This is a genomic window from Ruminococcus sp. (assembly GCF_024684275.1).
This window is the reverse complement of the sequence record NZ_JAIKXF010000022.1, coordinates 17,581-39,556: the sequence shown is the minus strand read 5'-3', so window position 1 is coordinate 39,556 and position 21,976 is coordinate 17,581. Positions and strand designations below refer to the sequence as shown.

General features: G+C 42.3%; 14 protein-coding genes. 9 read left to right on the top strand and 5 right to left on the bottom strand.

Features of this window, described 5'->3' with window-relative positions; genetic code table 11:
* Window positions 1-38: 38 nt before the first annotated feature.
* The 5 genes from K5677_RS02655 (at window position 39) to K5677_RS02635 (ending at window position 5,945) form a co-directional block, all read left to right on the top strand.
* Entirely contained in the window at window positions 39-977 is a 939-nt protein-coding gene (locus K5677_RS02655; protein ID WP_296724336.1) for a hypothetical protein, read from the top strand.
* The gene (locus K5677_RS02650; RefSeq protein ID WP_296724334.1) at window positions 974-2,098 is read left to right on the top strand and encodes an ABC transporter substrate-binding protein; all 1,125 of its coding nucleotides are present in this window, start codon (window positions 974-976) and stop codon (window positions 2,096-2,098) included. The genes K5677_RS02655 and K5677_RS02650 overlap by 4 nt, the downstream gene beginning before the upstream one ends.
* A gap of 9 nt (window positions 2,099-2,107) precedes the next feature.
* Window positions 2,108-3,130: an iron ABC transporter permease gene (locus tag K5677_RS02645; RefSeq protein ID WP_296724331.1), complete on the top strand. Its 1,023-nt coding sequence runs from the start codon at window positions 2,108-2,110 to the stop codon at window positions 3,128-3,130.
* Window positions 3,127-4,236: an ABC transporter ATP-binding protein gene (locus K5677_RS02640; protein WP_296724329.1), complete on the top strand. Its 1,110-nt coding sequence runs from the start codon at window positions 3,127-3,129 to the stop codon at window positions 4,234-4,236. The genes K5677_RS02645 and K5677_RS02640 overlap by 4 nt, the downstream gene beginning before the upstream one ends.
* Before the next feature lie 278 nt (window positions 4,237-4,514).
* The gene (locus tag K5677_RS02635; RefSeq protein ID WP_296724326.1) at window positions 4,515-5,945 is read left to right on the top strand and encodes a GGDEF domain-containing protein; all 1,431 of its coding nucleotides are present in this window, start codon (window positions 4,515-4,517) and stop codon (window positions 5,943-5,945) included.
* Window positions 5,946-6,076: 131 nt separating this feature from the next.
* On the opposite strand, the gene K5677_RS02630 is transcribed toward K5677_RS02635, so the two are convergent.
* From K5677_RS02630 to K5677_RS02620, 3 genes are all read right to left on the bottom strand, one after another.
* Window positions 6,077-7,354, bottom strand: a complete 1,278-nt coding sequence (locus tag K5677_RS02630; protein ID WP_296724323.1) for an MFS transporter — start codon at window positions 7,352-7,354, stop codon at window positions 6,077-6,079.
* Window positions 7,355-7,604: 250 nt separating this feature from the next.
* Window positions 7,605-9,521, bottom strand: a complete 1,917-nt coding sequence (locus K5677_RS02625) for an SGNH/GDSL hydrolase family protein (RefSeq protein ID WP_296724322.1) — start codon at window positions 9,519-9,521, stop codon at window positions 7,605-7,607.
* On the bottom strand, window positions 9,521-11,425 hold the full coding sequence (locus K5677_RS02620) for a class I adenylate-forming enzyme family protein (protein ID WP_296724320.1): 1,905 nt from the start codon (window positions 11,423-11,425) through the stop codon (window positions 9,521-9,523). Before K5677_RS02620 ends, K5677_RS02625 begins: the two co-directional genes overlap by 1 nt.
* Window positions 11,426-12,035: 610 nt before the next feature.
* Here K5677_RS02620 and K5677_RS02615 point away from each other — a divergent pair.
* Genes K5677_RS02615 through K5677_RS02605 form a run of 3 tightly spaced genes read left to right on the top strand, consistent with a single transcriptional unit; the run spans window position 12,036 to window position 15,654 of the window.
* Entirely contained in the window at window positions 12,036-12,404 is a 369-nt protein-coding gene (locus K5677_RS02615; protein WP_296724319.1) for a GntR family transcriptional regulator, read from the top strand.
* Between the two features lie 6 nt (window positions 12,405-12,410).
* Window positions 12,411-13,340: an ABC transporter ATP-binding protein gene (locus K5677_RS02610; protein ID WP_296724317.1), complete on the top strand. Its 930-nt coding sequence runs from the start codon at window positions 12,411-12,413 to the stop codon at window positions 13,338-13,340.
* Window positions 13,312-15,654 (top strand): hypothetical protein, encoded by a 2,343-nt coding sequence (locus K5677_RS02605; protein WP_296724314.1) that lies wholly within the window; start codon window positions 13,312-13,314, stop codon window positions 15,652-15,654. Before K5677_RS02610 ends, K5677_RS02605 begins: the two co-directional genes overlap by 29 nt.
* 221 nt (window positions 15,655-15,875) lie before the next feature.
* On the opposite strand, the gene K5677_RS02600 is transcribed toward K5677_RS02605, so the two are convergent.
* Both K5677_RS02600 and K5677_RS02595 read right to left on the bottom strand, forming a co-directional pair.
* A complete protein-coding gene (locus tag K5677_RS02600; RefSeq protein WP_296724313.1) occupies window positions 15,876-18,779 on the bottom strand; it encodes a glycoside hydrolase family 9 protein in 2,904 nt (967 codons plus the stop codon).
* A 69-nt stretch (window positions 18,780-18,848) separates the two neighbouring features.
* Window positions 18,849-19,151 carry a YerC/YecD family TrpR-related protein gene (locus tag K5677_RS02595; protein WP_024859699.1) on the bottom strand — a complete coding sequence of 101 codons (303 nt, stop codon included), beginning with the start codon at window positions 19,149-19,151 and terminating at the stop codon, window positions 18,849-18,851.
* A 470-nt stretch (window positions 19,152-19,621) separates the two neighbouring features.
* Here K5677_RS02595 and lon point away from each other — a divergent pair, with 470 nt between their 5' ends.
* Window positions 19,622-21,964 (top strand): endopeptidase La, encoded by a 2,343-nt coding sequence (gene lon / locus K5677_RS02590; RefSeq protein WP_296724310.1) that lies wholly within the window; start codon window positions 19,622-19,624, stop codon window positions 21,962-21,964.
* The last annotated feature ends 12 nt before the right edge of the window (window positions 21,965-21,976 follow it).

Genomic DNA, 21,976 nt, shown 5'->3' with positions numbered 1-21,976 from the left:
CAGTAATAGCTGCCCGATTTTGATATAGGAGGTAAACTATGAAAAAAAGAATTATTGCACTTTCGCTTATAAGTATGCTCGTACTTGCTTCATGCGGCACAAAGAAGGAAAGCTCACAGCAGAGCAGCACTGCTTCAACAACAGTTCCGCAGTCTGCTGCCGGGACAACTGCTGAAGTAGTGATTGAAACAACAACAGAAGCTTCTACCGAGCACGAAACAGCTCCTCAGAACGAAGTAGGCTTCGAGGGCATGACAGAGGTCAGGGCTGATGAACTGAACATGGGAAACTACCATATATCAGTTGATTCAAGTTCGTCTATGTTCAAGATAGCTGACTGCATACTTCATGTCAGCGAGGACGGAATGACCGCTGATATTATTATTGACAGCAAGTCCTACGATGCCCTTTTCATGGGCACAGAGGACGAGGCTGAGAGTGGTTCGGAAACCGACAGGATAACCTGTACCGCAAACAAAAATGAACAGGCTGTTTTCACTGTTCCTGTTGAGGCGCTCGATAAGGAGATACAGTGCGCTGCTCTCAGTGCAAAGAAGCAGGAATGGTACGGACGCACTCTTGTATTCCGTGCAGATTCTCTTCCTGATACAGCCTTTAAGGAGCTGCCGTATGCGACTGTTGAATCACTCGGTCTCAAGGACGGAAAATACAGTATTGATGTAAAGCTTGAAGGCGGTTCCGGCAAGGCTTCCGTAAGCTCACCTGCCGAGCTGACTGTCAGCGGCGGAAAGGCTTCTGCTGTAATTGAATGGAGCAGCGACAAGTACGACAAAATGGTTGTAAACTATCTGGAGTATACTCCCGAAATAGTTGACGGACGCTCTGCTTTTAAGATACCTGTAAGCGGCTTTGACTACAGAATGCACATACAGGCTGAAACTACTGCGATGAGTGAGCCGCATATGATAGAATATACACTTTATTTTGACTCGGAATCCATAAAGGAATCAAAATGAGACGTTATGTATCGCTTCTGACAGCAGCAGCTCTGCTGTTCGTCAGCGGCTGTTCAAAGAAATCAGCAGCCGCCGACCTTGATATTACAGGGAGCATGGAACTGAAATACGCTGAGCAGTTCAGCGTTGACTACTGTGAAAATGGCTGTTCAGTGGTAACTGTCGGAGATGATAAATTTCTTATAGTTCCGGAGGGGACTGCTGTACCTGACAATACCTCGGGAATGACAGTGATACAGCAGCCTGTTGAAAATATCTACGTTGCAGCTTCCTCTGCTATGGACCTTTTTGACGGTATAGACAAGCTTGACGAAGTAAAAATGATCTCAACAGCCGAAAGCGGCTGGAGTCTGCCTCATATCCGTGACGCAGTGAAGTCGGGGAAAATAAAATATATCGGGAAGTACAGTTCGCCTGACTACGAAAGCCTTGTTTCTGACAACTGCGGTATTGCTATTGAGTCAACTATGATATACCATACTCCCGAGGTAAAAGAGCAGCTTGAATCCTTTGATATACCCGTGCTTGTGGAACGTTCAAGCTATGAGAAGCATCCGCTCGGACGCATGGAATGGATAAAGCTTTACGGACTTATCACAGGAAACTACATTGCCGCGGAGCAGCTCTTCACCGAGAAAACAAAGGCTTTTGAGGAGCTTTCTGTGAATGATATTCCCGAGTCTGAGCGCAGGACAGCCGCTTTCTTCTATATCACCTCCAGCGGATATGTCAGCATACGTAAGCCCGGTGACTATGTATCCAAGATGATAGACCTTGCAGGAGGACGTTATATCTTCACAGCCGACGACCTTGATACAGACGAAAACGCCCTGTCAACCATGAATATCCAGACTGAGACATTTTATGATATTGCACACGACGCGGATATACTCATCTACAACAGCACAATTGACGGCGAGCTTGAGAGCATTGACCAGCTTATTGAAAAAAGCAGCGTTCTTGCTGATTTCAAGGCTGTAAAAAACGGAAATGTATGGTGTACGGGACAGAATATGTTTCAACAGTCCACAGGTGCGGCTGACATGATGATCGACCTTAATAAAGTTTTCACAGGTGAACCAACAAACAACGAACTAACCTTTCTTCACAGACTTGAATGAGGTGAAATAATGAATAAAAAAAGAGTTATTCGCTGGACGGCAGGCTTTGCTGTACTTCTGCTGCTGACAGCATTTTTCTTCATTCTTGAGCTTGTAAGCGGTACTACTGATCTGTCGTTCTCAGAGGTCTTTTCAGCACTTTCAGAGGACGATTCCCCCGCTCATACAATAGTTGCAGAGATACGCCTCCCGAGAGCTGCTTCAGCGGCAATACTGGGCGGAGCTCTTTCTGTATCGGGGTTTTTACTGCAAAGCTTCTTCAACAACCCTATTGCAGGTCCTTACATATTGGGAGTTTCATCGGGAGCAAAGCTTACTGTTGCTATTGCTATGATGTTTGCTATGCAGAACGGAATAATGCTTAATTCAGCCTCAATGGTCGGAGCAGCATTTATTGGCTCGCTTTTGTCGATGGGGGCAATACTGCTCCTGTCAGGCAAGGTCAGGAACATGGCTCAGCTTATTATCGCAGGTGTGATGATAGGCTACATATGCTCAGCGGTCACAGAGCTTGCTGTTACCTTTGCAGATGACGCCAATATAGTCAATCTTCACAACTGGTCAATGGGAAGCTTTTCGGGCATAAATATGGATAACGTAAAGGTCATGGCAGTTATAGTGCTGGTGACTTTTACGGCGGCATTTTTTCTTTCAAAGCCTATGAGTGCCTATCAGCTTGGTGAAAGCTACGCTAAAAACATGGGCGTTGACATTAAGCTTTTCAGACTTGCGCTGATATTTCTTTCAAGCATTCTTTCAGCCTGTGTAACAGCTTTTGCAGGACCTGTTTCATTTGTGGGGATAGCAGTCCCTCACCTTATAAAGACGTCTTTCGGGACTGCAAAGCCTATCATAGTTATTCCTGCATCATTTATGGGCGGAGCAGTTTTTTGTCTGATATGTGACCTCATTGCACGAATGCTTTTTGCTCCTGTGGAGCTGAGTATAAGTACTATCACAGCAGTTTTTGGCGCCCCCATCGTCATTGCTGCAATGCTGAGCCGCCGCAGTCAGAAAAGAGGTGCAGTATGAAGGAAACGGTACTTACTGCTAAAGGACTTTCTGTGGGCTATGGAAGAAAAGTAATAGTTGACAGACTTGACTTTGAAATACACTCGGGAGAGATATTTACTATTATTGGGAAAAACGGAGCAGGCAAATCCACTGTGCTGAGGACTATCGCCTCACAGCTGCCGCTGCTTGGCGGAGCTGTACGAATAAATGATACTAACATCATTTCCATGAGCCTTAATGATATAGCAAAGAGTCTGTCTGTATGCTTCACTGACAGGATAACTGCTGAAAAAATGACCTGTGAGGACATGGTTTCAACCGGTCGGTATCCATACACAGGCAGACTTGGTATTCTTTCAGCAAATGACAGGAAAATTGTCCATGAGGCTATGGAATTGACAGGGGTGACCTACCTCGCCGATACTGATATACGCCGTATCAGCGACGGTCAGCGGCAGATAGTCATGCTTGCACGTGCTATTGCTCAGCAGCCGCAGATACTTATCCTTGACGAGCCTACTTCATTCCTTGACATCAATAACAAGCTTAGGCTTCTTGGCATACTCAAGGAACTTGTACGAAGCAAAGATATAGCTGTTGTTCAAACGCTCCACGAGCTTGATCTCGCACAGCGCTTCTCTGATAAGATACTCTGCATTTCTAACGGTAAAGCCGATAGGATAGGCACTCCCGAAGAAATTTTCGGCGGAAGCTATATAAGTGAGTTGTATGATATAAGCTGCGGCACTTTTGATAATCTGTTCGGTACTGCGGAGGCTCAGCGCATCGAGGGTGAGCCTCAGATATTTGTCATCGGCGGAGGAGGAAGCGGTATCTCCATATATCGCCGCTTACAGCGGCAAGGCATACCATTTGCTGCTGGAGTTATCCATGAAAATGATGTGGAATACAGTACTGCAAAAAGTCTTGCGGCGGAGCTTATCTCAGAAAAAGCATTTGAGCCCATAAACGATGAAAGTGTACATAAAGCCATGTCGGTTATGGAGAAATGCAGTGAAGTCATATGCTGTACCGAAAGTTTCGGCACAATGAATAGCGGAAATAAAAAGCTGCTTGAAAAGGCAGAAATTATGGGTATACTAAAAATGCCGGATAATATTTAAGCATGACATAATATGGAAAACATATTAAAAACCTGTATTTAGTGAAGAAAAACACTTAATACAGGTTTTTGTTATTATCAACAATAAAAATGGCTTTTATTTGTAGAAAGCGACAAAAATGCTGCGTGTATTATATTGTTAATAAAAAATTATTGAAGAATCATGTATAGAATGTTAGAATTAAATAAGAAAAAGCTTTTATCAATAAATATAAGGCACTAAAAATTAAATATTATACAAATTGTTTTATCCGATTTATATAAAAAGGGGGAGCTTTTATGGATTTTCAATTATTTGTTGATAGCGTTCCTGCGGCAGCCTGTGTTGTTTCTGTTGAGAAGCTTGAAAACGGAAACTACGGGAAATTACGTATTGTTACAGGGAATAAGCCTTACATAGACAGTATCGAACGACCTGCTGACAACCTTACTATGCTTACAAAGAAATTCATTCCTAACAGTGAATACACGAACTATCTGACACGTGATATGAATTTTGAAGACGCCTGCTATAATGCAGCTATAAACAAAAAATGCATTCACGCCTATGCACATCCGGCAAGGTTTGATGTCTGGTTCAATATGACATTCCTTCCGCTTGTTTACGAAGATGGCAATATCTGCTACTGTGTTTACATCATGGAAGTAAACTTCAAGCCCGATGCTAAAAGATTATCCACTATATCTCCCGATATAGCCTCAGCTGTACTTGAGACCTGTATCAAGCTGCGAAGCCCTGATGATTTCAAAGAAACTATGGCTTCGATCTGTAATGATCTTCGTGATCTATGCGATTCAGAACACTGTTGTATTCTTCTCATGGATACCGAAAATCGAAAATGTTCAGTTCTCTGCGAAGCTTTTTCGGCTGGTTCAAAGCTTTTGCCAATGGAACATTATATAGATGATGGATTCTATGATATAGCGGATTCATGGAAGGATACCATCTCAGGAAGCAACTGTATTATCGTTAAAAATGAGCACGATATGGAAATAGTCAGAGAACGTAATCCTATATGGCACAAGTCTATCACAGAAGCAGGCGGCAGGACCATCGTTCTGTTTCCGCTTGAATTTAAAAATGAGCTCTTGGGCTATATCTGGGCAATCAACTTTAGTATGGAATCAGCTGATATCATTAAGGAAACTCTTGAACTGACCACGTTTATTCTGGCTTCGGAGCTATACAGCTATCGCCTAATTGACAAGCTTCATGTTCTTAGCTCGACAGATATGCTTACAGGAGTTATGAATCGTAATGAGATGAATAATTATGTTGACGCACTTGCTAAGAGCTCATCAGAAAAGTCTGTAGGTGTCCTGTTTGCTGATCTGAATGGTCTGAAAGCTGTCAATGACGGTGAAGGACATATTGCAGGAGATCAGCTGCTGAAAAATGCAGCCAATGCTCTGCGTGATGTCTTTGCAATACATGAGATATTCCGTGCAGGCGGCGATGAATTCGTTGTTATCCTGACTGATGTCACAGAGGAAGAATTGCACGAGAAAGAGGTTAAACTTCGCAGGGCATCTGAAAAATACGGAAATGTGGTATTTGCCATAGGTGCTGCTTATGACAGTGATGTAAAAAATGTTCGTCTTGCACTTCATAACGCAGATGAGCTTATGTACGTTGATAAAAAGCAGTATTATGAGCTTCACCCCGAGAAAAAACGTGGTATAATAGACAAGCGCCGCGGAACAGAATAATTGTAAAAAAAGAAAATGTTAATATAGACATAAAGTTAAAACTGTGATCATAAAATGATACCAAAACAGGCTCACTGATTTAAAGTGAGCCTGTTTTTTGTTAAGTATTGATCTGGATCTTGGAGAGTTTTTTATTTCTTTTCCTTTGACAGAAGCAGACTGAATATAACACAAACAGCAACTCCCGACACTCCAAGTATAGCAAAGAGCATGGCTGCTCCGGCCCCCTTGCCGCTTCCGAATAGTGAAACAAGTATGTTATCAGCGATTTGTCCCGACATTAACGGTTCAAAGACAGTATCTATAAGCAATCCTCCTGAAAGGTATCCAACGGGGATAGTGAAGAATTGCAGAGTATTTCGGCATGAATAAACTCTGCCCTGCATATCAGCAGGTATAGTGCTTCTGAATACCACGTCCAGATTTGCGCCCATATATGGTATGAACAGCCAGCCAAGAACAGCTGCCAAACACCAAACTATGGGTGAATCACTGAAAGCAAGCAGAAAATTTTCCGTGCTCATTGAACAGAAAAGAGAAAGACAGATCGCTTTTATGCGGCTTTTCGGCGGAGGTGTGGCCGAAGCTATGAATGTTCCGGCAAATGTTGCTGCTCCGACACAGAAATTGACTGTGCCGAGTACACCATCACCGCCATTAGACTTAGAAAGTATCATAGGGGACAGCGCTGCATTATAAGCCGAGGCTATAAGGTTTATGCCGGCAAGAAAGAATATCAGTTTCAGAATCATCGGATTGGCTTTGAGCCATGAAAGACCTTCCTTTGCAGAAGAAATTACTGATAAATTATCTTTTTTGTTATGTTCGGGTTCAGGTATACTTATAAACATCAGCAATACAATGAAGGCTGACGAAAATGTGATAAGATCAACAGTCATAACTGCTGATATACCGCCGAATGCAAAGAGCATTGTTGCAAATACCGGCGTCAGTATGGTATTCATGGATTGGGAAAGCGAGCGAAGAGCTCCTGTTTTCTGATAGTATTTCTTTGGTATGAGCTGAGTTGCTGCCACCTCGCTTGCAGGCTGCTGTACTGTATTCATTAGACCGTTAAGAGAATTCAGTATATAAAGGTGCCACGGTGCAAGAGAATTTGTCTTGACAAGAAAAAAGGCTGCTGCGGTTGTGAATGCCGCAAAGAGGTCACAGATGAGCATAGTTCGCTTTTTGTTCCATTTATCGCTGAGTGCGCCTGCAAAAATACTCATTGCCACATATGGCGCATATGAACATACAGTCAGCAGAGCTGTTTTTAGTGCTGAACCTGTGTTTTTGTACAGCCACAGCCCAAGTGCATAGGCAGTCATTGAACTGCCCAGCGCAGAAAGTGACTGTGTTCCCCAAAGTAAAAGGTAGCTTTTGAGCTGTTTTATTGAAGTTTTCATTTGACTTTGCTCCTTTTGATATTATTTATCGTCAGAAATGCAAAGTCCGAGGGGATTATTCAGTTATTCTCCATGCAGTTCCCTCAAACCTTGCATGGAGCTTCATCAATGCATCTTCTCATAATATTCACCCATGTTAAATTTAAATTGTCTGTATTGATAGTATAGCATATAAAGCAATAAATAGCAATATCGCGGTAAAAAATATTCTGTAAACAAAATCGTGGCATAAAGCCCCGATAATTCGTTTTTATCTTACTCTGCCGTATGGAGCGTGCATTCTTCCGTAAGGTGAGTGCATTCTGCCGTAAGGTCTTGTCGGATAAAAGTATCCCATAGTGTAAAGATTGGTGTTGTACCAGTTGTATCTTGGATTGTAATCACTTGTGAATAACATAAGTACATAGCTGTCGTACCAATCGACTTCACCGTCTTCGTTGATATCAGCATATCTGAGATCAGCGTCTGAAAGCTGTATATAACCAAGTACGTGAGACATTATGAGCATTGCGTCATCTGTATTTACCTCATCATCGCCATTGACATCTCCGAGAACTCTGAAGTTGTAATTTGATACCTCTTCAGCAGGAAGCGTTTCTTCAGGAGCTGGCTCTTCAACAGGCTCCGGAACTACCATTCTTTTATTGATAGTTTCAGACATTGTATTGAACAGAATATCAGCGATCTCTTTGTGACCATTTGCATTTGGATGAGGATCAAAGTCATCTTCCGGTGAAATGTTGTAAACATCAACATAGGTAGCACCTGTTTCTGCTGCAATCTCAATAAGCTTCTCGTTAAGACGGCGCATCTGTGGATCAACATTTTTGCCGGCTACCTGCATTGCCATAGGAGCAGCTACCTCAGCTGCGATCGCATTTGCAGCTGTTGTCTGATTAGCTGTACGGTACTTTGACATGACACCCATAAGGTCAGAAAGTTCTGAAAGATCATCATAGTTCCTGATAATATCAATAACTGCCTGAAGTTCGCTGATATCATCGTATTTAAGAAGAACTGCCATAAGCTCTTCCTTTGCAGGAGTGTTCTCAGAGGCGGTTATAAGCTCTGAAAGCTCCTGAACCTCAGCGATGTCATCGTATTCCTCGATCATTGTCAATATCTCTTCAAGCTCAGACTGATCGTTGTACTTATTCATGATATCTTTGATCTCGGTGATCTTGTCTACCTTTTCATTAAGGCTGTTTATGTAATCTACAGTCTGTTTGCCGCTTGCTGTAAGCTCGTCCTCACTCTCAGCGGCAGCATTTGCAGCCTCGGCGTATATCTTTCCGAGAACCTTGAAGATGTCTTCCTCTATTTCCTCTGAGCTATCTGCTGTACGGTATGGGTTGAACATACCTAAAAGAGCTATGTCAGCGTCACCGTTGATCTCCTTAACAGCTTCAACAACACTCTTTACGTGGCTTGCTGACTCGTCAACAAGTTCATCAGCCTTAGCGCTTACATTGTACATAAAGCTTGCGGCTTCGATGAAATCCTCAGAGGAAATGCTGTCCTTGCTCTCGTTGATGACCTGCAGACCTGCACCGATAGCAGTCTGTGTATCAGTTCCGAAAAGTGTAAGCATAAGGGACATACCTGCGGCTTTGAGAATAGGATTTTCACCATAGACCATCTGTGGAATGATGCTCATGATAATATCATTTCCTCCAAGCTGGATGCTGACAAGATCAGCTTCAGAGAGGTATTTATTGTAGTAATCATTGTAAGGGGTAAGCACATCGCTTGCGCCCTCGCCAATATACGCTTCAAGTATGCCGGAAGCAAATTCACCCTTATATCCGGGAGTCTTTATCGTCTTTTCAATATCCTCAGCACGATAAGCTGTGGAAGCAAGGTTTGTACCCTTGACATTATAGCCCTTTTCCGTACCAAGTTTTTCTATATATTCTGTAAAAATTGCTGGATACGCACCCTTTACAGGATCAGCAAGAAGCTTATCTGTGATTATAAGTGCAGGATCCTCTGTAATGCTTCCGTCTGCGAGACCGAAGCCTGCGGCGATACTGTCGCCAAGTGCCACATAGTTATATTCACCATTTGTAAGAGCTGTGTCGCTGTTTGCGGCAAAAGCAGATATTCCTGCTGTATTTGTTAATGTTGCTGCTGAAACGAGTGCAGCCAGTATTTTTGATGTCTTCATTACTTTTCCTCCTCGCCGTAGCTTTCTGTTATTGGTATTACAAAGTTTTTGCCTGTTCTTATAATTATTGTACTTCCGTTTTCTGAATAATCTATAAGTAAAAGACGACCGTTTCCGCAAGGTGCAACATATCCTCTGTAATCATGAGTGAGCAGGATATAGTCTCTCTTAGCAGTTATTTCGCCTATCTCAAATTCCTTGTAGAACTTTACAGCATCGAGGTGATACTTATTGCATATATACTCAACAAGCTCAGCGCTTGGCTCAGCAACATCAGGATCAAGGATTATCTGACCAACAACATCATAGCCGCCGCGCTCATTTTTGAAAGCGCTTATTTCCCACTCGTTGATAGGATCATTTTCGTCGAGAGTGCTTTCTATCATAAAGAGATATACGCGCTTGCCGTGCTTATCAACATATGAGTCTGAGGCTCTGCCCATGATAGTATATGAGCCGTCTGCGTGTCTTACAGCAATATCCCCTGTAACGCCCCATTTCATACCGTTTTCGTCATAGTACCAGCGCTCTGCTGTAGCCTCGGGATTGTTAAGATAACGGTCTGCTGATGCAGGGCTTGAAGCGTGAAGATTAGCAAGAACTTCGTCTTCATCAACGATATTTCCGTCATCGTCCACCAGTTTTACATATACGTAAGGCTCAAGAGGCTTGCCGGTCTCATTTGTTTTTGTTTCTTCGTCCATGAAATATGTAACAAGAGTAGCGCCGCCCTCTTCGCTTGCACCGCCGCCCAGTGAAAATCTCACATTGCAGCCGTTATCACGGAGCCACTTGTCTATCTTGCGTACTGAGTTTACGTTTACAGCCTCTCCTCCGGAAGCAGGACGTCTGAGCATTTCCAGAGCAGTAGGGGAGAGGACTCCCTGTCTTACGCTTGTAAGATAGAAGCTTGCGGTTGCCATAACGCAGTTGCAGTTTGTCTCGGAAAGGTCCTTTGCGAAGGTGTATTTATTGTATATAGGTCTCGGAACGAGTGTACCTCCTCTTGCGAGAGGCATAATAGCGCATACTCTTTCACCAGTCATATGAGTAAGCGGGATGCACTGGAAGTTTCGTTCTCCTACATAATTCTGAGTATCAAGACCTGCGTGCATTTCAACGTATGCATTCAGCGAATATTCCTTATAAACAACGCATTTTGGTTTGCTTGTAGTGCCGCTTGTATAGAAATAGCTGATATCGCGGTCAAGGTCAGTGGGACCGAGATCAAGCTCAATATCACTGTTTTCACCTGCTTTTCTCAGGTCTTCAAGGCGAATGAATTCAACGCCCTTGATCTTGTCAAGGTTCATAAGGCACTCTGTTATCTGCTTAATGTCGAATACTTCCTGCATTTTCTCAGGCATTTCTGATGTATCAAGGAACATCCCCTTCTTTTCGGGCGGGAGAAAATCGTCAAGGTTCATAAGGATTACCTTTTTGATGCTGCTGTCCGAAAGATGCTCAGTAAAATAAGGCAGAAATGCGTCCAGAGTGATGATCACTTCTGAACCCTTGTCCATTGTATAAAGCGGAAAATCATCTTTCAGGAATAAAAAGTTTACATTGTTGCTGACAGCCTTGATAAGGTTGCAGGCGAAAAGCAGCATAAGGTTTTCAATGCTGACAGGAAGACAAAGAGTTACAACATCGCCCTCCTTGACTCCTGCAAGCTTTAAGCCCTTTGCATAGGCTTCGCGGAGTGCAGGCAGCTCGCCGTAGGTTATTTTTGTGCCGAAATAATCAATTGCGTCACCGTCCAGATTATCCTGATTGAAGGTCATGATATTGTCAAAAATATTCATGTTGTAGATCTTTACCCCATTGATGACACGATCTACCTTTGCCCATTCAGGAAATTTTCTTACAATTGTACTTGTGTTGACTTGTGTTAGTGTTTTCATAATTACATTTTCCTTTCGTCTATTTGAAATGGACGGATATATTTCTGCATTAATAAAAATTACCCCTTTATTATTGCAGAAAAAGTCCTCTATAATCCCAAACAGCAGCTATGCTGCTCTGACCACGCGTACACAGCTTTGCTGTTCATTTAAATTATAACACAGAAATTATTAAATAGTCCTTAAATATATCTTAAATGTTTTTTGTATATTCCTTAAAAAAACTATACATTTCTGACAATTTGAAGATGTATTTTAGTTTATTGTATGAATGAAAATTTTGCAAATGGCTATAAACAGGCACTTTTATTGATTTCGATCTCTGTAATATAAAGGAAAGGATAAAATTTTAAGGTTACAAATAGATAACTGATGAGCATCTGTAATTTATGCATAATTACCGAATGTGTGATGGAATATCTACCTTTATATCATGTTTGGTAAAGAAAAGATTCAAACCTGTATATGAAGCAAACTCCACCGAAAGTAAAAGGTGGAGTTTTTGAAATTTTCAGAAAAGCTATTGACAAACGAGAAATAATATGTTATTATTCAAGTGTAACAACTGTACTATATACCATAGTACACTGACTACAGAAAGGAGCTGCCTATGTTTTCTATTGACCTCACAAGCAGGATTCCCATTTATGAACAGATATATCATAAGATAGTCAATCTGATAATAAACGGTACTCTTGCAGAGAATGATCAGCTTCCAAGCGTAAGAAGCCTTGCGAAGTCAACAGGCGTGAATCCTAATACTGTGTCAAAGGCTTATCAGGAGCTTGAACGCAACGGAGTGATTTACTCTGTTCCGGGGCGCGGAAGCTTCGTATCGGCTCAGAATTATGATGAATTCAGAAAAAAGGTACTGACAGACTTTGATTCTACAGTGAATGAAGCCTTTGAAAAAGGTTTATCTCCTGAGGACTTGAAAGCAAGGATCGATGATCTGTACCTATCTTACAGAAAGGATTGATGAAGCATGATCGAATTAAAGAATACAGTAAAAAAATTCGAGGGCTATACGGCTCTTGATTCAGTAGACCTAAAAATCGAAAAAGGAACGGCCTTCGGGCTTCTCGGCTCAAACGGAGCAGGCAAATCCACTATACTTCGTCTTATTTCGGGTATATATTCTCCCGAATCAGGTGAAGTCCTCGTTGACGGCAAGAGTGTTTTTGACAATACAGATGTCAAGCAGAAGGTTTTCTTCATAAATGATGAGACTGTTCAGTTCGGCACATATACGCTGAAAAAGCTAAAAAACTACTACAAAAGCTACTATGCCAACTTTTCCGAAGAATTATTTGAAGCTCTTCGCAAAAAGACGGGGCTTCCCCTTGACAAGAGGCTCAATACATTCTCAAAGGGTATGAAGCGACAGGCAATAGTTATCATCGGTCTTGCCTGCCGAACCGATTATCTGCTTCTTGACGAGGCTTTTGACGGACTTGATCCTACTATGCGCATAATCGTGAAGAAAATGCTTGTTGACGCAATGCTTGACCGTCAGCTCACTACAGTGATCTCCTCACATAACCTCAAGGAGATAAACGAGGTCTGCGATACAGCTGCACTTTTACATAATGGAAAAATTGTGTTCTCACGTGACATTGACGATGTAAAGGGCAGTGTCCACAAGATACAGGTGGTGTTCAATAAGAATGAAGACGGCTCTGTAAAAAGCTATACAAAGGAGGATTTCGCTCAGGAAGGTATTGAGATACTTCACTACGAGCAGAGCCAGAGTATTTGCTTTATAATTGCAAAGGGTGATATAGAGATGATAAAGGCTTCGCTGATCTCAAAACACCCGATGCTTACAGAGGTAATACCGCTCACTCTTGAAGAAATATTTATCTATGAATTGGAGGTGCTCGGTTATGACAGCAGCGACAGTATCGGAGAATAAAAAGAAAAGCTTCTTCTCTGTGCGCTTTAAAAGTAAATTTTCAGAGGATATGAAGCTGTTTATCACCAATCTTGTATTACAGCTATTGTGTATGCCTGTATATGCGGGTGTACTTTTATGGATGATATATCTTGATAATAATCATTTGCATAACAGAAGTGAGTGCGTCCCGTTTATTATCATAGCAGCTATCGCTTTTATACTCAGTGTAGGAATGGGATTTGTAGTTCCTATGGTGAATTTCCGATATCTTTACAACAAATCCCTTGTGGATATGAATTATTCGCTTCCGCTGAATAACCGTCAGCGCTTCTTTGCGGATTTTTCAACCGGACTTATCACCTATGTCGCCCCTTTTCTTGTAGGCGGAATAATTGCATTAGCTGAGATCCTTATTGGTTCATGCTTTATGGAGATGGACAGGGTGCTGGAGATCCTTCCTGATATAATTAAAGTCGCATCTATTGTTATAGTTGCTATGATAATGCTATATACTATCTCTGTATTCGCCATGACCTTTGCAGGCAGTACCTTTGAGGCTCTTTTCAGCATAGCTGCTGTAAATATAATGATACCATTATTCATATATCTTATATGGGGCAATATAGTTGATGCGGCACATTTCGGACTGACTGACAGATCGGTCATCAGAAATTTCGCCTTTTTAAGTACAAGTCCCATAGGCATTCTTTCCTTTATCATTACTTATATTGATTCTTTCGTTCCTATGTCGCCTGTCGATTTATTGGATAAATCTGATGATATCTTGTATTCATTCATGGATTCCATGTATTTAAGTTTCATTATAAGAACACTTATTGTAATTGCAGTGATAATCTGCATTACGTACCTGCTTTATAAGCACCGCAAAGCAGAAGACGTTTCAAAGCCTTATGTTTACAATGCATTCTATTATCTCATCATGTCCGCAGTTATCTACAGCATTGTTGCTGTAATGAAGAGAACAGCTCTGGAAAACGGAATTATAGCTGCTCTTATCATCGGCGGAATAATCTGGTTCGTTATGGAGGTCATCAGACGCCGAGGTTTCAAGCGTTTCTGGACGGCTGTCATAAGCTTTGCCGCAGCAAGCGCAGCTGTTATCGGAATTATAAAGTTCATCGACATTACTAATGGTCTGGGCAGAGCAAAGTATATTCCTTCAGCTTCATCGGTCAGCAGCGTTGAAATAGAGATATGGGGATACGATATGATAAGAAATGACTGTTTTCTGCACAGTGATAAGGTCATAGCTGATGCTGTCGAGCTTAACAAAGAAATTGTTGACCGTCATTTTAACTTTGAAAAATACGACTACAGTATCTCTGATTATAGAATAAACCAGTCAGACGAAGACTATGACATCAGCGAAAGAGTGAGCTATGATATCGACGAACAGCAAATCAGGCTGACGTACTATATCAAGGGTGGCTCAGTCGTTATGCGTGAATATACAGTTCCGTCTGAAATGCTTATCGACCTTTGCTGCGATATATATATAGATAAAGAATATATAGAAAATAAAACAAAAGAAATGTATTATAAAAGTCTGAGATATTATAGTGAGAACCAAGAGGATACCGTCTTCTTTGACAACAGGGTGGCTGACTACTGCCTTTTCAACTCAACAGATAAAATGGGAGTTTCAAATAGTATTGAACTCTCTCCCAATGAGGGAAAAGAGCTCGCTGAGGCTTTGTGCAGGGATTATACCGCTATGACACGTGATGAATTCAAGGATTCGGAATTTTACTGCTATATAGATAATATTATAATCAATTCCGCCTGCCGTGAGACTGTAACCTTCCTTGATAAACACGAAATAAAGTACAAAATGACAAGCAAAGAGCTTATTGATGAAATTGATATCTATTCCAGCCCTGTTACTGTAACACCAGCGCCAGAATATGTATTCCCGCTTATGTATTTCAAGGATAGAAACTATGCTGACGACTACCGTTATTATACAATTTATGATAATAACAGTCTTTCTGATGAATGTATAAAGATGGATTCTATTTTGAGTCTTGGTTTATACAGAGGCCGCAGTTATCAACACTACGGTCAAAAGAAACATTTTGAGTTTATTGATCCAGAGGCAGTTGAAAAGCTGCTTGAAGCAGCTTCTCCGGTTGTAACAGGTGAAAAGGTCCTTGCAGAGGTTCAGATTGGCTCAATGACGCTTTATATCACTGAACGAACAGGTAATGATGTGTTGATCAAAAATGCAAAGGATTCGATCAGGATCGTAGATAATGCTACTGGCGAGATGTATGATCCCGACATTTACTATGAAGAAGGCTATAGTAAATAAATATCCATGATAAAGCCGCTGATTTATTTCAGCGGCTTTTTTAATTAATATGAACTCTATCTCAGTTATTTGGCGGTTATTGCCACGAACCTCGTTCTGGGAACATAAATTATTGGCTTTTGAAAGCTCATGGTTCTATAGGGTGGAGCTGAAAGCATTAGGTTTGAGTAGAAAAAAACGGAGAACTTGAAAAAGTTCTCCGTTTAAGATATTATTGGTTTTTACTTAATTGGAAGTGAAGCAACCATTTTAAGTAAGTATTTCTGGATAGCAAGTGCATCACCTGTGGACATACCCGGTGTTGCAAGATCACAGTCTGCATTGCTCTGTCCCTTTGCCGTAAGGTGGTTCTTATCACTACCGTTAATTCCATACTTGTTTGGATTAGAAAGTGCCTGCATAATGAGAACTACATCTGACATATCAACTGTGCCGTCGCAGTTAGCGTCGCCGTATGAACTGTCAGTAGTTTTGTCGATATTGCTTGTTGTCTTTGTAGTAGTAGTTCCGCCTGATGACTTATTAGTAGTTGTTGCTGTACCATTTGAAGAAGGTGTCTCGCTGCTCTTTGATGCTGTTGTGCCGTCGGGCTCTGTGCCCCAGATAAGCTTGTCATCAGCGTAAAGTGTTACTTTATCTGTGATAGCTGAAGCAGAGTTCTGATCCTCAAAGCTTACGAGGTCAGGATAGCTGTAGTCGTTTGAAGAATCCCACTCAGGATAGATGTTTTTATCCGGATCCATTTTTGTTGTAAGAGCGAACTGATATACACGGCTGCCGTAGAACTTACAATCCTTCCATGTAACATCAACATAGTAAGTGCCCTTGTCATCGTACTTGACAGGATCAGAAAGTGTAGCATGAGACTCATTGTTTGTATAACCAGCCTCCTGGTCATAGTCGATACGAGCGGTGATATAATCTATTCCGTAGCCCTCGTCGATGAGCTCCTGGATATTGAAGTAGTATCTTGCCTTTACGTCACACTCAAATCTCGGAGGATTGATAGTTCTGTTATGGAGAACCAGCTTGAGCTGGATACCGTCTGCCTTCTCCTGTGCCTTACCGCCTGAAACGAAGTAGCCTACAGGAAGCGGATCTCCGTTTTCGTCTACCTGATCGTAGCCGATAGCATTGCCTGACATATCAAAGTCTTCGATTACGTAGTTTTCCTTTTCGTATTCCTTGCCCTTAGCACCATAGTAGTGATAAAGACCGGCAAGGTCGCCGCAGAAGCCTGCGTTATAGTCATCAGTAACCTCGTTGTAGATATAGTCCTTTGTCTCGTCAACGTGAACGTCCTTAAGGTCAGGACCGCCTACGAGAGCACCCCAGAGGGTATGTACCTGTACGATAGGATCGTCCATGCTCTGTGTAGCTGAGCAGTGTGATGAACGGTGATGTGGGTGGCTTGCGAAGTTTGACTCATAGCCTACCTCATAAGCATAACCCATTGGGTTTTTACCGAGAATGTATTCCATCTGAGCCTTTGCCCATGGAAGGAATGTATCATCGCCGGTCGTCTTAGCGTATACACAAGCACACAGACCGGCAGCTGTATTGTAACGAGCAGAACCGTATCCTGAAACAACTGCCCAGCCGTTAGGTGATTTAGCGATGAAGTCACCGCTTGTTTCACTGTCAGGAAGATCAGGGATCTTATCGCAAGTCATCGGCATATTCCAGAGATAATCGTCTCTGCCGAAATACTTATGACTGTGTACAGGCTCATAGCCCCATGCTGAACAATCAGTTGTCTTAGAACAGCCTGACCAGAACTCGAGGTTGTAACGGAAGATATACCAATCTCGTGCAGTATTTGTAATAGGAGCAAGCTTTGCGAAAACTCCGCCCCAAACAGTATCCCAGCAGTGAACCCAGATATTCTGCCAGCAGTTACCTGTATCAGTAATGATACGCTTCATATATCCTGTGTAAGCGTATGAAGGCTGCTGACCTGTCTGAGCATCTGCATCATATGAACCACTGTCAGAAATTGGCTTAGAATCATCAACTGCGATAATATCGTCTATATAATCATAGTTTTCGGTACAGTAGTAGAGCCATACAGCAGCCCATGCAAGTTCATCGTAGTCATAGCTTGATGTATAGAAGCCACCGTCATAGCCGAGACTTGAGTTGCTTGGCACCATACCGGGCTTCCATTCCTCAACGTGTGTCTCTACTGCAAAATCATAAAGAGCCTTTGCGTATTTTAGACACTCATCAGCATACTCGGGATCTGTGTCCTTGAAGTTGAGATAGTTGATAGCCAGTGAAGCTGAAGCACCTGCGCACTGGTCTGAAGCAGGCATTTCTGTTGTAGCGAAGTAAGCAGGACGCTTAACAGCGCATGATGATGAAGCAACCATTGTGTTGTCCTGCTGGAGTTCAGGAGGACACCAGTAGTTATGGTCGTTGTTTCCTTCGCCCACCTGATAGCAGTAAGCAACTACATTTCCGTCATCATCAAGGAAGGTAGCCTTCATGAAGTAATCGTTTATCCAACGAAGCTCGTCCTCAACGTGCTTCTGAAGACCGAGGTCTTCGTATGATTCACGGAATTCGTAATAACCCCAACCTACAGTAGAAGCAGAGTAGCTGCCGGGGAGACCGAACTTAACATGGTCGCCGGCATCGTGCCAGCCGCCGGTAAGGTCAAGAGTACCGTTTCCGTCGGGATCAAGGAATTTCTTGTTTGCTTCTATAAACTTCTCGGACATATTAACGCCGACATAAAGTTCGGGATCGTCATCGCCGAGATTTGTCTTAGGTTTTCCTGAGTCGCCCTGACCAAGTCCCTGATCTTCCTTAAGCTGATCGTCGGACTTACCCTTTCCGACAGTCGGCATTGGATTCATAGGCTGGAGCGGTATTTCGCTGTCGATAACGTGACAGTTAGAACGCCATGAGTAGTAACCGTCATCTGCAACCTCGTCACCGCACTTGTTTGCGTCATAGAAGCAAAGTGCGAGCTGCAGTGCCTCAGCAAAATTGTGATAATTGTTTTCTTTGCCCTCAGTTATGACTGCGGCATTTGCGCTTGTCATGATACCGCCTGATAAAAGCGTTGCGGCAGCAGACAGGCAGGCTAAGGATTTCTTGAATATCTTCGCCCTCTTCATTTATGATCTTCCTTTCAAGAATGTTATTGCCCGAACTTTTTCAATGGCAGAAAAGTTCGGTATAGACTTTTATTTGAGCAGATTCTTCCCCTTGAGTCTGTCAAAAACAATATTATACCCATCGTTTCCGTCCTTAAGAGAGCGATTTACTCTGCTTATGGTAGCAGTGCTTGCCCCTGTTTCGGTAACGATACTGTTGTAGACTCTGTGCTCGTCGAGCAGCTTTGCAACGTGAAGGCGCTGAGCAAAAGACTTCAGTTCGATGCTTGTACAGAGATCATCAAAAAACTTATAGCAGTCGTCGACGGATTCGAGTGTAAGGATAGCTTCAAAAAGCAGATCCATACTTTCTGATTTGATTTTTTCGATCATTATAATTCTCCAATCTGCCATAAAGGCATAAATAAACAATTTTATACTTTACATTGTAACACATTATTACGCAAAAGTAAAGTGTTTTTTGAAAAGAGTCTGTTCAATTAATAACAATGTGGTGTATATAACATTATTTATACCTTTGTGTAAATGATACCATATAATCAACAAAAAGTAAAGGTTATTTTATGAATTTCGCAATTTTTGGCGTAACGTACCAAATTATCGCAAGTTTTCGTACAAAAGAACTATTTTCTGACTGCATTTTTTTCGGGTTGCGGAATGTTGGTATCTATTTTTAATTTTGGTAGGACTATGATTTAATTTTGTTTGGGGAGAGATGATAAAATATGTTTATGTTTTTGCGTGAGGGGTTGAAATTATTTCGGTTTTATAGTATAATAACTATGAGCCTATTATTTTGGCTGAAAGGATTAATATGATACCAACAGAAATGCGGTGATTTTGTGGAACAGACCATTAAAAGTGATAAAAATATTGAAGAAAGCAACATTCTTTACACTGTTGCTATGCGAGGTCTTGTTGCATTCCCGAAAATGGTAATGCATTTTGATGTTTCAAGAGCGAAATCTATCTCTGCTATAGAACGCTCTCTTAAAGAAGGAGGGAAGCTTTTTCTTGTAACTCAGCATGAGGCTTATGTTGACAATCCGAAAGCTTCTGACCTTTATAAAGTAGGTGTAGTTGCAGAGATCAAGCAGGTGCTCAAGCTGCCTGATAATATCATGAAGGTACTTGTAGAGGGCGTATACAAGGCTAATCTTGTTCGCCTTATCGATGACGGAGAGGTGCTTAAGGCAGAAGTAAAACGTACACCTACCTATTCCCGTGCTAAGTATGATGAAGTGGAAGCAGAGGCTCTTATGCGCTCGGTCAAGGACGTTTTTGAGAGATACGCTTCTTTCTTCCCTAAAATGCCTAAAGAGCTTCTCACTTCGATCATGACACAGGATTCTCCTTTAAAGCTGTTTGAAACAGTAACTTTCAACTGTAATCTCAATTACAGAGATAAGCAGACTCTGCTTGAAGAGACTAATGTGATCAATAAGCTTTCAGTGCTTTTTGCCTGCCTTACTTCCGAGGTAGAGATACTTGAACTTGAAAACCTTATCAATGAGCAGACGAAAAACAGCATAGACAAAGGTCAGCGTGAATTTTATCTGCGTGAGCAGCTCCGTGTAATACAGGAGCAGCTGGGCGAAGACGAGGGTGAAGAGGCATTCAGCTATATCAACGATATAATGGATCTGAAGATCGACGAAAAGAGCAGAGAAAAGCTTATCAAAGAAGCTGACAAGCTTACAAAGCTCCCTCCGTCGTCACAGGAAGCCTTTGTTATCAAGAATTATCTTGATACAGTTCTTGATCTTCCATGGGGCAAGTACACAAAGGCTAAGCTCTCAATGGATAAGGCAGAGGCAGTCCTCGAAAAGGATCATTACGGTCTCAAGAAGGTCAAGGAAAGAATACTTGAATTCCTTGCAGTTCATATGCTGAATCCCGAAATAAAGGGACAGATAATTTGCCTTGCAGGCCCTCCAGGTATCGGTAAGACATCTATAGCAAAGTCAATAGCAAAGGCTATGGGACGAAAGTATGCAAGAGTTTCTCTTGGCGGTGTAAGAGATGAAGCTGATATCCGCGGTCACAGAAAGACCTATGTCGGAGCTATGCCGGGGCGCGTCATTACTGCGCTTACACAGGCAGGTTCAGCAAATCCGCTCATACTTTTTGATGAAATCGACAAGCTTTGCAGCGATATAAAGGGGGATCCGTCATCTGCAATGCTGGAGGTCCTTGATGCTGAGCAGAATTACGCATTCCGCGACCATTTTATAGAAGTTCCTTTTGACCTCAGCAAGGCTGTATTTATTACAACTGCGAATAATGTAAGCGCTATACCTGCGCCGCTTCTTGACCGTATGGAAGTCATAGAGCTCCCAAGCTATACAGCAGAGGAAAAATTCCATATTGCAAAGGAACACCTTGTGCCAAAGCAGCTCAAGGAGCACGGATTGAAGGCTTCACAGCTTAGGATATCCGATGACGCCATCAATGAGCTTATACAGTATTACACCAAAGAAGCAGGTGTGCGTTCACTTGAAAGAAGCATAGCGTCGCTTTGCAGAAAGGCTGCCAAGAAGATAGCAGGTAACGAAGCAAAGCGCATAAGCATTAAAGCTAAAGATATAAATAGTTATCTCGGTATCAGAAAGTACCTCAGCGACCTTTCCTCTCAGAACGATCAGGTGGGTGTAGTAAACGGTCTTGCTTGGACATCTGTCGGAGGTGTGCTTATGCCCATTGAAGTCCTTGTTATGAAGGGCACAGGCAAGATAGAAGTAACCGGCTCGCTGGGCGATGTAATGAAGGAAAGCTCCAAAATTGCAGTGAGCTACGTCCGCAGTATTGCAGATAAATATAAGATCGATCCTGATTTTTACAAGGATAACGACCTGCATATCCACGCTCCTGAGGGGGCGGTGCCGAAGGACGGCCCGTCAGCTGGTGTAACTATGACAACAGCGCTTGTTTCTGCTCTTTCTGGCTTAAAGGTCCGTTCTGATGTTGCTATGACAGGCGAGGTGACTCTTCACGGTAAGGTGCTCCCTATAGGCGGACTCCGTGAAAAGACTATGGCGGCTTTTAAGGCAGGTATAAAGACAGTCATTATACCAGCTGCAAACAAGCCCGATCTCGAAGAAGTTGATCAGGCGGTAAAGGATGCTATAGAATTCGTATATGCTGAGGAGCTGACAGATGTTCTTGATACAGCACTGATAAAGTAAAACAGGAGGGGA

Bases quoted from the DNA above. Each gene is read 5' to 3' on its own strand.
- K5677_RS02610 (WP_296724317.1), top strand. From the start codon at position 12,411: ATGATCGAATTAAAGAATACAGTAAAAAAATTCGAGGGCTATACGGCT.
- K5677_RS02620 (WP_296724320.1), bottom strand. From the start codon at position 11,425: ATGAAAACACTAACACAAGTCAACACAAGTACAATTGTAAGAAAATTT.
- K5677_RS02655 (WP_296724336.1), top strand. From the start codon at position 39: ATGAAAAAAAGAATTATTGCACTTTCGCTTATAAGTATGCTCGTACTT.
- K5677_RS02625 (WP_296724322.1), bottom strand. From the start codon at position 9,521: ATGAAGACATCAAAAATACTGGCTGCACTCGTTTCAGCAGCAACATTA.
- K5677_RS02605 (WP_296724314.1), top strand. From the start codon at position 13,312: ATGACAGCAGCGACAGTATCGGAGAATAAAAAGAAAAGCTTCTTCTCT.
- K5677_RS02645 (WP_296724331.1), top strand. From the start codon at position 2,108: ATGAATAAAAAAAGAGTTATTCGCTGGACGGCAGGCTTTGCTGTACTT.
- K5677_RS02630 (WP_296724323.1), bottom strand. From the start codon at position 7,354: ATGAAAACTTCAATAAAACAGCTCAAAAGCTACCTTTTACTTTGGGGA.
- K5677_RS02615 (WP_296724319.1), top strand. From the start codon at position 12,036: ATGTTTTCTATTGACCTCACAAGCAGGATTCCCATTTATGAACAGATA.
- K5677_RS02600 (WP_296724313.1), bottom strand. From the start codon at position 18,779: ATGAAGAGGGCGAAGATATTCAAGAAATCCTTAGCCTGCCTGTCTGCT.
- K5677_RS02640 (WP_296724329.1), top strand. From the start codon at position 3,127: ATGAAGGAAACGGTACTTACTGCTAAAGGACTTTCTGTGGGCTATGGA.
- K5677_RS02650 (WP_296724334.1), top strand. From the start codon at position 974: ATGAGACGTTATGTATCGCTTCTGACAGCAGCAGCTCTGCTGTTCGTC.
- K5677_RS02595 (WP_024859699.1), bottom strand. From the start codon at position 19,151: ATGATCGAAAAAATCAAATCAGAAAGTATGGATCTGCTTTTTGAAGCT.
- K5677_RS02635 (WP_296724326.1), top strand. From the start codon at position 4,515: ATGGATTTTCAATTATTTGTTGATAGCGTTCCTGCGGCAGCCTGTGTT.